The sequence below is a fragment of the Anaerobiospirillum succiniciproducens DSM 6400 genome (assembly GCF_000482845.1).
Classification (GTDB): domain Bacteria; phylum Pseudomonadota; class Gammaproteobacteria; order Enterobacterales; family Succinivibrionaceae; genus Anaerobiospirillum; species Anaerobiospirillum succiniciproducens.
The window spans coordinates 42,160-54,994 of the sequence record NZ_AXWV01000025.1 but is presented as its reverse complement, the minus strand read 5'-3'; the positions used below and the strand labels follow the sequence as shown (position 1 = coordinate 54,994).

10 protein-coding genes and 1 pseudogene are annotated in these 12,835 nt (G+C 44.2%); 6 read left to right on the top strand and 5 right to left on the bottom strand.

The genetic code is table 11. The features are described 5' to 3' along the window. Positions 1–226: 226 nt before the first annotated feature. From argH to nudE, 4 genes are all read right to left on the bottom strand, one after another. Positions 227–1,603 carry an argininosuccinate lyase gene (argH, locus tag H524_RS0104445; protein ID WP_027939354.1) on the bottom strand — a complete coding sequence of 459 codons (1,377 nt, stop codon included), beginning with the start codon at positions 1,601–1,603 and terminating at the stop codon, positions 227–229. Between the two features lie 280 nt (positions 1,604–1,883). Beyond that, positions 1,884–3,122, bottom strand: a complete 1,239-nt coding sequence (locus H524_RS0104440; protein ID WP_027939353.1) for an argininosuccinate synthase — start codon at positions 3,120–3,122, stop codon at positions 1,884–1,886. A 4-nt stretch (positions 3,123–3,126) separates the two neighbouring features. Further along, positions 3,127–4,044, bottom strand: coding sequence for an ornithine carbamoyltransferase (locus tag H524_RS0104435; protein WP_027939352.1), 918 nt, complete (start codon positions 4,042–4,044; stop codon positions 3,127–3,129). Positions 4,045–4,743: 699 nt separating this feature from the next. Then, complete coding sequence (gene nudE, locus H524_RS0104430; RefSeq protein ID WP_027939351.1) at positions 4,744–5,316, bottom strand: ADP compounds hydrolase NudE; 573 nt, start codon at positions 5,314–5,316, stop codon at positions 4,744–4,746. Positions 5,317–5,869: 553 nt separating this feature from the next. Between nudE and hslR the strand changes: the two genes are divergently transcribed. The 6 genes from hslR to H524_RS0104400 all read left to right on the top strand — a co-directional run bounded on the left by hslR (position 5,870) and on the right by H524_RS0104400 (position 11,990). Beyond that, the gene (gene hslR, locus H524_RS0104425; RefSeq protein WP_027939350.1) at positions 5,870–6,283 is read left to right on the top strand and encodes a ribosome-associated heat shock protein Hsp15; all 414 of its coding nucleotides are present in this window, start codon (positions 5,870–5,872) and stop codon (positions 6,281–6,283) included. A gap of 167 nt (positions 6,284–6,450) precedes the next feature. Beyond that, positions 6,451–7,410, top strand: a complete 960-nt coding sequence (gene hslO, locus H524_RS14265) for an Hsp33 family molecular chaperone HslO (RefSeq protein WP_052338911.1) — start codon at positions 6,451–6,453, stop codon at positions 7,408–7,410. A gap of 287 nt (positions 7,411–7,697) precedes the next feature. Continuing rightward, positions 7,698–8,453, top strand: a complete 756-nt coding sequence (gene pdxJ, locus H524_RS0104415) for a pyridoxine 5'-phosphate synthase (RefSeq protein ID WP_027939349.1) — start codon at positions 7,698–7,700, stop codon at positions 8,451–8,453. 363 nt (positions 8,454–8,816) lie between these two features. Continuing rightward, positions 8,817–9,464: a 3,4-dihydroxy-2-butanone-4-phosphate synthase gene (gene ribB / locus H524_RS0104410; RefSeq protein WP_027939348.1), complete on the top strand. Its 648-nt coding sequence runs from the start codon at positions 8,817–8,819 to the stop codon at positions 9,462–9,464. Positions 9,465–9,887: 423 nt separating this feature from the next. Beyond that, a complete protein-coding gene (locus tag H524_RS0104405; RefSeq protein ID WP_084281659.1) occupies positions 9,888–11,021 on the top strand; it encodes an alpha/beta fold hydrolase in 1,134 nt (377 codons plus the stop codon). Positions 11,022–11,363: 342 nt separating this feature from the next. After that, positions 11,364–11,990 (top strand): hypothetical protein, encoded by a 627-nt coding sequence (locus H524_RS0104400; RefSeq protein WP_027939346.1) that lies wholly within the window; start codon positions 11,364–11,366, stop codon positions 11,988–11,990. Between the two features lie 373 nt (positions 11,991–12,363). Here H524_RS0104400 and greB read toward each other — a convergent pair. After that, a pseudogene (gene greB, locus H524_RS14260) lies at positions 12,364–12,834 on the bottom strand (transcription elongation factor GreB); the annotation flags it as partial. Between the last annotated feature and the right edge of the window lies 1 nt (position 12,835).

The window sequence follows — 12,835 nt, the reverse complement described above, 5'->3', positions numbered from 1 at the left end:
GCTTTGGTTCTACTGGCCACAAGTAGGCACTGGCTGCTTTGGTTCTACTGGCCACAAGTAAGCACCATCAACATGTGAAAGGCAAACTTTCACTATAAGACCATTAACACAAAAGCCCCGCAACCGCATTTGGTTGTGGGGCTTTTGCTATCAATACTCTTATAGAGCATGCTAATTATGCATGCGCAAGTAGTTTGGCAGCGTGCTTGCTCTAGATACGAGGTGATTAGGCATTCAGATGCTGCTTGAGAGCTGCGATCTCTGCTTTAGTTTGCTCCAGGGCAACACCGCCTAAGACATTACGCTTAGCTAAGATGCTCTGTAAAGAAAGAATTGGGTAAACATCATCTGCAATCACAGCTGAGAACTTCTTGAACTCGTCAACACTTAAGTCCTCTAAAGGCTTGGCTACAGAAATAGCATAGAGCACTACCTGACCTACGATATCGTGAGCCTCACGGAATGGTACACCCTTAGAAACTAAGTAGTCAGCAAGCTCAGTAGCGTTAGAGTAGCCACCCTTAGCAGCTGCCTCAATCTTATCTTTATTAAGCTTAATGCCTTCAAAGACTAAGGACATCATATCTAAGCACTCATGCCAGGTATCTAAGGCGTCAAACAGACCCTCTTTATCCTCCTGCAGATCTTTGTCGTAAGCTAAAGGCAGCGCCTTAACGGTGGTTAAGATACCCATGAGAGCACCAACTACACGACCAGCCTTACCTCTAATGAGCTCACAAGCATCTGGATTCTTCTTTTGTGGCATTAAAGAAGAACCTGAGGTTACCTTATCGGATAACTCAATAAAGTTGGCCTCACCTGAGTTGTAAATAATAAGATCTTCAGAAAGACGTGACAGGTGCACTAAGCTTATTGAAGCTGCAGATAACAGCTCCATAACGTGGTCACGGTCAGATACTGCATCTAAGCTGTTGTGGGTTGCGCCCTTGAAGCCTAAGTTCTTGGCTAACTCTTCACGATCCATTGGGTAGGCAGTACCAGCTAAAGCTGCAGAGCCTAATGGACATACATTTAACAGATCACGGGCATTAGACAGACGTACAAAGTCACGATCAAACATCTGCAGATAAGCTAAACAAAAGTGAGAGAAAGTAACTGGTTGGGCACGCTGCAGGTGGGTATAGCCTGGGAAGATTACGCCCTGGTTCTCATCAGCAACCTTTAACAGCTGACGCTGCAGACCACGGATGGACTTTAAAATCTCATCGCATGCGCGACGGCAGAATAACTTAAGATCAACAGCTACTTGATCGTTACGTGAACGACCAGTATGCAGCTTCTTACCTAAAGCACCAACCTTCTCGATTAAACGGCGCTCTACATAAGAGTGAATGTCCTCATCACCAGCTAAGGCGATCTCGTTTTCACGGCCAGTCATTTCCTGCTCAAGCTCATTTAAAGCCTGGATCAAAGAAGCGCACTCATCTTGAGTTAAGACATTAACAGTAACTAAAGATTTGGCCCAAGCACGTGAGCCCTCAACGTCCTCATGAAATAAACGGTAATCGAATACTAAAGAGTCGTTGAAGTGCTTAAAGCGGACATCGCTGTCCTGGGTGAATCTACCGCCCCATAATGCCATGGTCGTTATTCCTCTAACTGAAGATGTTTAGTCAAAATTAGTTGTGCCACTACAAATAAGCCTAAGTTTAGTTCGGCCTAATGTAAGTAAATTGCCTGATGCACTTACTGCTACACAGTCATCATTGCTCTTACTTACAAAGCACTGATGAGTGTGTACCCATAAATTTAGCTAGGCTATAAGACAAAGCCCGCACACCAGGCGCGGGCCTTTTTAAGACAGGTGCATAAGATAGCCTCACTATGAGGCTACCTAGCTAAAAGCTCTGTCTAGGACAATACTACTTGCCCTGCTGCTTTCTGTGCTCTGCGTTTAATGCGCGGATACGTGCAGGTAAGGAGTAGAGCTGGATGAAGCCCTTACCATCAGCCTGATCGTAAACGTTGTCAGCACCGAAAGTTACGAAGTCGAAGTTGAAGAGGCTGTTAGGGCTCTCCTTACGGATAATGTCGCAGTGACCCTTGTAAAGACGCACAACAACCTTACCGTTAACATCCTTGGCAAGCTCATCAGCACCAGCCTGGATGATCTCACGCAGACGGGTAAACCAACGACCATCGTAAACTAACTGAGCAAACTCAATTGCCATGTGGTCACGGTGGATGCGGGTGGTCTTATCGAGAACTAACTGCTCAATTGCACGCAGAGCATTGTAGATGATGGTGCCGCCTGGGGTCTCATAGCAGCCACGGGACTTCATGCCAACTAAACGGTTCTCAACGATGTCGATACGGCCAACACCATTACGTGCACCACGAGTATTAAGCTCATCTAAGCACTCAAAAGGAGTAACCTTCTTACCATCGATCTCAGTTACAACACCCTGCTCAATGGTGAGCTCAAAAGTCTCTGGAGTGTCTGGAGCCTTCATTGGGTCAACAGTCCAGGTCCAAACTGCCTCAGATGCCTCGTTCCAAGTAGCCTCAAGCTCGCCACCCTCAGTTGAGATGTGCAGAGCGTTAGCGTCACGAGAGTAAATCTTCTTTAAGGTAGCCTTACATGGAATGTTACGCTCAGCTAAGTAAGCTAAGCAGTCTTCACGGGAACGTAAGTCCCACTCACGCCATGGAACGATCACATCAAGGTGTGGAGCTAAAGCAGCAACTGCAGACTCGAAACGAACCTGATCATTGCCCTTACCGGTAGCGCCGTGAGAAATAGCGTCGCAACCTTCAGCTAAAGCAGCCTCTACCATTGCCTTGCCGATTACAGGACGAGCAATAGCGGTACCTAAAAGATAGGACTCTTCGTATAAAGCGCCAGTCTTGAAGGTCTCGAATACATAATCACGAACGAACTCTTCACGTAAGTCCTTGACGATGCACTTGATAGCACCAGAGTTCTTTGCCTTCTCCTCGATGCCCTCTAAGTCATCTCTCTCCTGACCAATGTCAGCGACAAAACATACAACCTCGCAACCATAGTTCTCCTTTAACCAAGGAACGATAGTTGAAGTATCAAGACCGCCTGAATAGGCTAACAGAACCTTCTTGTACTGCTTTTTATCTTGCTTAGACATCAGATTAACCTCTGTTTGGATTTAGCAAAGTAGCTAAAAGAGCCATGTGAATATGTAAACGGTTTTCAGCTTCATCGAAGACTACGGACTTCTCTCCATCCATCACTGCATCAGTGATCTCGTAGCCACGATGGGCAGGTAAACAGTGCATTACCAGACTTGCATTGGAGCTCTTAACGAGTTCTTCATTAATCTGATAAGGCATGAACACCTTCTTTACAGCCTCAAGTGGGGTGTCATCACCCATTGAAACCCAAGTATCAGTGTACAGAACGTCATAGTCCTTAAGTAACGACAGATCGTCTGTTACGTCGAGCTTTGCGCCATACTTAGCAGCTTGCTCTTTGGCCTTATTGAAGACCTGTACATCAGGACCGCAATTGAGCGGGCAGAAACAAGTTACATGTGCGCCTAAAAAGGCACCAGCAACTAATAAAGAGTTAGCAACATTATTGCCATCACCAAGGTAGGCGAGCTTTACGCCCTCAACCTTACCTAAATGCTCCTTTACGGTCATGTAATCAGCCATGGCCTGAGCTGGGTGGTAGATATCAGAAAGAGCATTAATTACTGGTACTGAACCAGTTGCGGCAAGCTCTTCTAAAGTTGTCTGCTTAAATACACGACCAACTAAGCAATCAACCCATCTTGAAAGATTGCGTGCATAATCAGCAACTGACTCACGTACACCTAAGTCACCCTTACCTAAATCTAAGTAAACGCCGTGACCGCCAAGGTTGAACATAGCCAACTCGAAAGTAGTACGGGTACGTAAGGAAGGCTTTTCGAACATTAAAGCAGCGCTCATACCATCAAGTAATCGTCGGTACTCTTTAGGCTGAGCTTTCATGCTTTGAGCTAAAGATATGATCTGATGGTATCCGTCTTGATCAAGTTCAAAACCGGTAAGTAGGTGCTGCATCGAGCCTCCAAAGATTCCATGCTACGCACAACTTCAGGCAGCGATCATTGTCTGTTACCTGAAATGCATACGTTGAGTATTCGTAAAACAAAAAACAGCGCTGAAAGTCTCTTCTACACTCTAGATGTATCGATGATGCCAAGTTAACTTGGTCGGCTACTAGACTTTGCTATGGTCTAGAGTTGACACACAGGTGTGAAAACTTAACAGGACGCTGCATTAAAAGATTCTAAAGAACGGGAGATATTGTTACTTAGGCGGGTAAAAGAACTTAAACCACTACTTCACAAGATCAGTGCCTGACAGAGCTTAATTTAAACTTGTATCTCTTAAAGAAAGCTTAAGGTGCGCTCAGCCTCTCAACCTTATGAATACGTTTGATAACTCAACAAGACGCGCATTAACCATGCTTGTTTTGTTCAAGCTAAGTACTCTTGGCACAATGCTTAGCATTATCTACCAATGTGCTTTTAAGTTAGCCTTAATAAGTCAGATATGAGCATTGCTCGACTTTGGTTTATATGACTTGGCTTTGATTTTTAGTTAGGCAGTTCATCTAAGCATGCCTAGCTAAGCACAGATACATGATAGTGCCGAGATTACTTGTTAGGTTCTTACAGTAGAAGCCTGCAAATATCTGTGCTGTATTATCGCTATTTTTATTCAAAGGATCGCAAACACCCCAATAAAGGGCGCGTTTTAATTTAATGCACCAATTTTGCGCAATGCAAGGGTTAAAGCGGCAATAGTACGGCCTTCAGTAAGGACACTATCAGGATCAAAGATCAGATCCTTGACCTCCTCAGGGGTCAGTTTAACCACATCAATAGGCTCTGGCTCGTCCCCATCTAGTGCACACTCATATAAGTCTTCACACAAATAGCAATACATCTTTAAAGACAACATGCCAGGGGCTACGGTCATTTCATGTTTTAAAAGAGTAGTTTTATTCGCGCCGTAACCTATCTCTTCTTTAAGCTCTCTTACAACGGCTTCTTCGGCGCTCTCGCCTGCATCTATCTTACCTTTTACCAAACCCAACATGTACTCCATAACACCACCTGAGTACTCCACAGTTAGGTAAAAATGCTTGCCGTCATATGGCACTGCCATAACAGCACCATGACCACCTGCTATACGTTCATAAGTAGCTTTAGTTCCATTTGAGAAAGTAAGATCCATAGTCTCAATACGGAAAATACGAGAAGCCTTATGTGACTGCTGATTGCTAACCTTTGGCAGCGGTTTGTTTAGCAGTGCTTTTAAATCCATAGCAGGATGTCTCCAATTACTTAATATGCTTAGATCATACTCTCAAAGCATCAATATCTGATCACTTGATTGTCACTGCTCGATTTTTGATCATGATCACAGACATGCATAAACCCACATGGAATGAGGAAAACACATTCATTGTCGTTGATACAAGCATGTCGAGATTTGTTATCAGACAACTTAATACCCTCAGCATGTATGGAAAACTTTCAAACAGAATGCGCAAAACTACAAGTTCTGTATAACTCGTAATCGAGGCACAATCTTCAGCTTATTTTTACTCAGGCTCACTTTATAAAGTGCAACTATTACTCTTCTTATAATCTAGTCTTTAAAGCTAGATGGGAGATGATAGGCATATAAGATCAAGTACATATCAAGCTTTGTTTAAAGTTTTGCATAATCTTACTTTGCACTTGCTCTTAAGGGCCATCTTAGCGGCCACACACCTAATCTTAAGCAAGATAAGCTATCGAGTCAGGGTGTTTGCTTAGCAGTTGATAAGCTGAAAGATGCTATAATCATGCAGTTTTTTAATGAGCAAAGACACATGGCTGACAAAAACAAAACATCACAAGATGCACCTGCTGCAGTGCGCATTGATAAGTGGCTATGGGCTGCTCGCTTCTACAAGACTCGCTCAATTGCCCGTCAAATGGTTGATGGTGGCAAAGTAGACTACAACGGTAGTAAAGCCAAGCCATCACGAGCCGTGGAAGTTGGTGCGACCATTAAGCTCTTACAAGGCTTCTCTCGTAAAGAGGTCATAGTTAAGGCCATCTCTGATGTTAGAGGCCCTGCATCTGTTGCAGCAACCCTCTATGAAGAGACAGCAGAGAGTATAGCAAGACGAGAAGAAGAGGCCAGACTCAATAAGGCTGCCGCCTTGTTAAACCCTCGTCCTGACACTAAGCCAAATAAAAAAGAGCGCCGTGAACTTGAGTCACTCAAGCACAGCATGTGATTTTAGGTGCACAAGATTAACTAAACTCATCAGCAATGCAAAAGCATTATCTTTAAAGTGCTTTTAACCGTACTGATGAAGTGTCAATAACTACTGCCTAAAAGCAGAGGCTTATACAAGCCTAATTGACTAGCTTCAATGACACGTATATACATCGAGAAACAATAATGAGTAACGACACTAATCAAGCCGCAGGTATTGAAATCAATGAGGACAAGCAGGAAAACAGCATTGTCCGTTTCCTCTTTGAAGAGCACGGCGTACGTGGCGAGATCGTTCATATCAACGAGCCAGTACACAAGTTACTCGAGAACATTACCCACTATCCTTTATGCATTAAGTCTTTAATGCTTGAGTTAGCATCAGCTGCAGTTTTAATTGCTGCTACTTTAAAGGCTAACGGTACTGTAACCGTGCAAATTCAAGGTGGTGAGGGTTCTAAGGCGGTAAACTTTGCTTTTATCAATATCGATAAGAACCTCAATTTCTACGGCAATGTTTCAAGCGATCATCTCGATAAGATTAACGATGCAAGCTTCTTAGATCTCGTTGGTAAAGGCGGTATCTTAGTTATTTCCGCCTTCCCTGAGGGTGGCAATCGCTATCAAGGTATTGTGGCTTTAGACAAGCCAACCCTGTCTCAGTCCATCGAGGCCTACTTCAAAGAATCAGAGCAGCTTGATACCTCTATGACTTTATATAGCGATCCAGTTGCCTGCAAGTCTGGCGGTCTGATGTTACAGATCATTCCTGAGATCGAGAAAAACCATGAGTCGTTAGAGCACTTAAGCACCTTAAGCTCAACCTTAACTGCAGATGAACTCTTTGATCTGAGCCTCAACGAAAGTCTGCGCCGTCTCTATTGGAACGACAAGATTCGCGTCTTTGACCCAACTAAGGTTGCCTTTAAGTGTATCTGCTCTGTAGATCGCATCATGCAAGCTGTCAATGGTCTTCCTGAAGAGGATCTTGAGGAACTCGCCAATGACCCTAATGGCATCGATATGACCTGCAACAGCTGCGGCAAGGTCTATCACATCACTCCTGAAGAGGTGCGCCAGATTTTAGAGCGTACTCTTTCAGAGAAGGCTGAAAAAGCCGCCAAGATGGCAGAAAACGTTAAATAAGGGCTACATGAGCTCTATGAGCTCACAAAAGACGATCTCTAGCTGTTTCTATTGTACTTGCGCACACTCTTAATGGCCATGCTCCTTTTAAGTGATTGCTAGATCATTTAGAGGGCCTCAGACTTTTAGCTTGTACAGGTGCGATAAAGTATCAGGACTTGCTATCTTTGCAGCCACAGTTATGAGATCGTGCTAATCTAGGCTCCGAGCACAGGCTATAAGAAGCTCAGCTTGTTTGCTCTACTCAATTGGCTGCTTAAAACCATTTAAGATCATTGAGATGTCTTATGCGTAACATATATTTAGGTGTCAACATCGACCACGTAGCCACTGTACGAAATGCCCGTGGTGTTTCGTATCCAGATCCTGTAACCGCTTGTGCTTTAGCAGAATTAGGCGGTGCTGACAGTATCACTACTCATTTGCGTGAAGATCGTCGCCATATTACAGATCGCGATGTACGTCTTATTCGTGAAACCGTGCAAACTAAGCTCAACTTAGAAATGGCTGTGTCAGACGACATCCTCGCCATTGCTCAAGCTCTTGCTCCACATGACGCTTGCTTAGTTCCTGAGCGCCGCGAAGAAGTCACCACTGAAGGTGGCCTTAATGTCAGTGGCGATCAAGTACGCATTGGCGCTGCAGTTGAGCGTTTATCGAAGGTCGGTACTAGAGTATCTTTATTCATTGACCCTGAAAAAGAGCAGATTGATGCAGCTGTTGCTGTTGGCGCTCCTGTAATTGAGTTCCACACCGGCGCTTATGCTAATGCAGTTAAGTCTGAAGAACGTCGTGAGTGTTATTTAAAGCTTGCAGAAATGGCTGCATATGCCTCCTCAAAGGGTTTGCATGTCAACTCTGGTCATGGCCTAACTTACGAGAACGTCACACCTATCGCATCCATTAAAGAGATGGAAGAGCTTAATATTGGACACAGTATTATTGCCCGTGCTATCTTTGTTGGATTACCTGCAGCTGTACAGGAAATGAAGAAAATCATGCAAGATGCTCGTCGCTTTGCATGCACAGATTTTCACTTCTAATCTATAGCGCTATTCATTAGCGCGTTAGATTTACTAAAGATAAGTCTTTTAGGCTATCTTCAGATGGACTTAGCATCAAATCCATCAGACCTGAATACAGGCCTTTGTGATGCAAATTAGGATCTAAAGTGCTATCTCAAGGTACAAGAAAGACACTTGCTTTTGAGCATTGAGAAGGTACTTTCTCTTTGCTTTTAAAGACAATAGTTTTTCTTAGGCACTTTAGAACCACGTTGATGCCATTTAGCCCCATTTTTTTTGCTTAAGTGGCACTTGGACTGAAGGAAAAAAGTAACGCTAGGCCCATAAGCTCTTACTTATGCTGCCTTAGCAGTAACCAAGCTCATCGGGAAGTACATTTAAATGTCTACCAACTTACTTGAAATGTTCGGAGATACCTCCGTAGATCGTGTTGAAGCAGCCCTTAGCGCTATGCGTCAAGGCCGTGGCGTATTAGTTGTTGATAATGCTGATCGCGAGAACGAAGGCGACCTTATCTATGCAGCAGAGACCATGACCTCCGAGCAGATGGCCTTCATGATCCGCGAGTGCTCTGGCATCGTTTGCGTTTGCATTAAGAAAAAGCGTGCTGAAGAATTAGGTCTGCCAATGATGGTTCAGGACAATACTTCTACATACGGTACTGCCTTTACTATCTCCGTAGACGCTGCTGAGAATGTAACTACTGGTGTTTCTGCAAAAGATCGTATCGAAGCAATTCGCGTGATCTTAGATGAGAAGTCATCACGTAAGGACTTAGCTGCTCCTGGTCACATGTTCCCATTAGTTGCCCGTGATGGTGGCGTTTTAGAGCGTGATGGCCACACTGAGGCATCTTGCGACTTAGCTCGTTTAGCTGGCTTTAAAGAGTGCGGCGTTTTATGCGAGTTAACCGCTCCTGATGGCGATATGGCTCGTCTGCCACGCGTTTGTGCCTTTGCTCAGCTTCACGATATGACTGTTGTCTCTATCGATGACATCAAGGCCTATCGCAAAGAAAAGAACTGCTAGTAGTAACTACTTATCTGTTCAAGAGCTTGCACTAATTTACAAGCACTAGCACAACAGGGCGCTTAGCGCCCTGTTGTCGTTTTAGAGCCCTAAAACGAGATAGCTCCACCATCATGACTAGCACATAAAGTGGATGCTACGCCTTAGTCCGTGTATAAATATGAGAACTAACACAGCTCTTGAAGCTTAAAAACTCATCTTTCATCACAGCTTTTGCTAACTTTGCATTGTTTAAGAGCGATATGCTACCAATTTGCATATATGACTTAATAAGCCATGTACAATGATATATTCATACCAAGAAACCAAAGTTAAGATCTAAGCTAATCACAGAGGCTCATGAGATACTGCATTACATTATGCAGATGTGGATTTTGTGACTAAATATAACTAGCTTGCACTAGTTATTTTGAGAGGCCATGCATGCAAAGACTGGGCTTTACCAGAGTAGGAAACAAACAAGGATATCCGCTAGCCATCATCCATGGATGGGGCTGCGATAGCTCTTTTTTGCTGCCTATAGCACGCATGTTTCCTGATCGCGATGTCTATCTTATCGATCTGCCAGGCTATGGAAGATCAGAGCACCTAGCCTCGATCGCTGAAGACTTTTCAAAGACCAACTATCTATTGTTAAACACCATTCCATGTGGCGCAGACGTTATTTCTTGGTCTTTTGGAACCTTGTATGCTCTAAGAGCGATTAGTACCGTTAATAATCCATGCCTCAACTTTGATGTGTTTGAGATGAACATGGTCTTTAGCTGCAATCAAATGCAAGAGTTGTTCGACGCTCAAGCTAAAGATCAGATAGATAGTTTTGACCATATGTCAGTAGCTCAGGCAGCTAAGCTTGCTCATGAGGGTATAGACAATGGCGCTGGCATTCCTAAACCAAATGGCCTCACTATCTACAACCACCCTCTGATTCGTAGCTTGGTAACTATCTGTGGATCACCGCGCTTTCCATCAGACCCTAATTGGCAAGGCATGAGCGCAGTTAAGATCCTTAAGTGCAACACCAAACTTACTCCACGCCGCTTAAATATGGTGCTTAATATCTTCTTCCGCCTAGTTGATAGTAAGAAGAAAGGCTCTGCTAAAAGCCAAGATAAAGCAGCTATAAATGTCTCTTCTAAGACAGATGCAAGAATGAGCCTTAAAACCGCCCAAAACCAAACAGACTCTGAAAAAAGCTTAAATAAGCTTGATGAAAAAAGCACTGCAGCACCTGCTGATCCTGCAGTTAAATACAGCAAAGCTATGTGTTCTAGTGGCGATGGTAAAGAGATACCTTATGAGGTGTTGATGGCCGGCATCAGATTAGTGACCTTTATTGATGAACGCCCAGCCATGCATCATATCAATATCCCAACACTACATCTGTTTGGCGCACTAGATCCTTTGGTTCCTGCATCATTAAGCAAGTACTTTGATAATCCACCACTGCACCGCTCTTATATCTTTGCCAACTCCTCACACAACCCAGTGCAAAGTGAGCCTGAAGAGTTCTTCAAAGTGGTCAGCGACTTTTATCAATCAATTGAGCACAACTAACCAATCATTAGCCACGCTCAATGTAATACGCTTAGCCTTACTTGCATGCTTCATGTGTGCCCTGCTAGCTTTGCTTTGCTTTGCTTAGCTTAGCTTAGCTTAGCTTAACGATGTTGCCCTTTAGATTTGCTTGATGGCATGCTAGCTAGCATTAGCGATCAGATCATTAATAGCTGTCGGTTTAGCTAAGATAATTTGAGCGTTTTTTGGGCAAATCTTATGTTTGCATCACAAACCTAGATCACAGATTTGGTCTATTGCCTATTTAACTGTATTATCATCTGAGGTATGTCTGCAAAACTTTTGAGCTGTATTTTTGCAGAGTCCTTGGAGAGATGAGATATGGACGTAGCATCCAATTTTGCGGTAAGTGTTGCACCGCCCCCTTATCAAAAGGAGGTCGATGAGGCACGCCGAGACACACAAGCACGTGTTGCTATTCCGCAGCTCAATCAGTCTCATGGATCACGCTCACAAACTCATATCGGAGATCGTCGCGGCAATACCGACGGAGAAAACTCTCTTCTGAGCGCCCAGCAACAAGGCATTATGGATGCCACGGACGACATTATCGTAGATCCTGATGGCCGCCGCCGTCGCAGACGCCACCGTAACAACAACGGTGAAGAAGGCGATAACTCTGAGTATGAAGAGCAACAGGGTGATAACTACGCTTTTGAGGGCAACGAATACGCCCAGACAGAAGAAGGTCTTAATAAGTTCAATGAACAAGATGGCCCTGTAAAATCAGGCTATGACCCAATCACTGGCTACTACATCATCCCTGCAACTAGAAGAACCAAGAGACGCACTATCCTGCTGCGCTTTAGAGAACAGAATGTGCATTTCTTAGATCGTTTTAGCGATAAGAATACTGCCGTTGGCATTATCAACTTTGCTCTGTGCCGCAAGTATGGAGCTATCATCCCACACAGCCGTCTAGGTCAAGTAGTCGAAAAGAACGCCTAGACAAGCTTAAGATCGCATCTTCTATTCACCATCTACACGCTGCATGTTCCACTTAGGAGCTGCAGCGCTGCATCTAATTGTCTAATCCCCACACTAGCATCTACCCACCTCATACGATAGTTAATGGCAACGCTACTTGCCTACGCACAAAAGTGCAGTCAATACGAGTGATTGCTTGTGCGCATACGCACCTAAACGTGCTTGAGATAAGCATGGATGCTTACTTAACTAGAGTACTCATGTAGCTTTGCTCAAGCTTTTTGAGCTCTTCTGGAGTAAGCTCTGGAGCGTTCTTATCTGCCTCAAGATCTTCATCTTGAATCTCGTGGTTAGCTTGACGAGGCTCTTGCTCTACAAACCACTCAGGGCACTTGTAGTCGATGCGGTTTACATACCATACACGATCGCCTTTTGGTGTATGCACGGTTGCATCATCACCCTCACTTTTGCCCAGCAAAGCACGAGCTAAAGGCGCATCAACACTAATGTAGTTATCGCGACCAAAGATTTCCTCACCGCCTACAATCCTTAGCTGCATAATCGACTCATCGTCATCAGCTTCAATCTCAACATAAGCGCCAAAAAACACACGACCCTTTTGCTGAGGGTTGAACTCAATGATCTGTAGATCATTAAGAATCTTACGTAGATAGCGAATGCGACGGTCAATCTGAGCAAGCAAACGCTTGTTGTACTGATAGTCAGCGTTCTCGGAGCGATCTCCTAAGCTTGCAGCCCATGAAACCTTAGCAGTTACATCTGGACGTTTTTCAAGCCAAAGATAATCTAATTCCTTTTTAAGTAACTCATATCCCTGAGGGGTAATGTAAGGCTTCTTTGCCAAA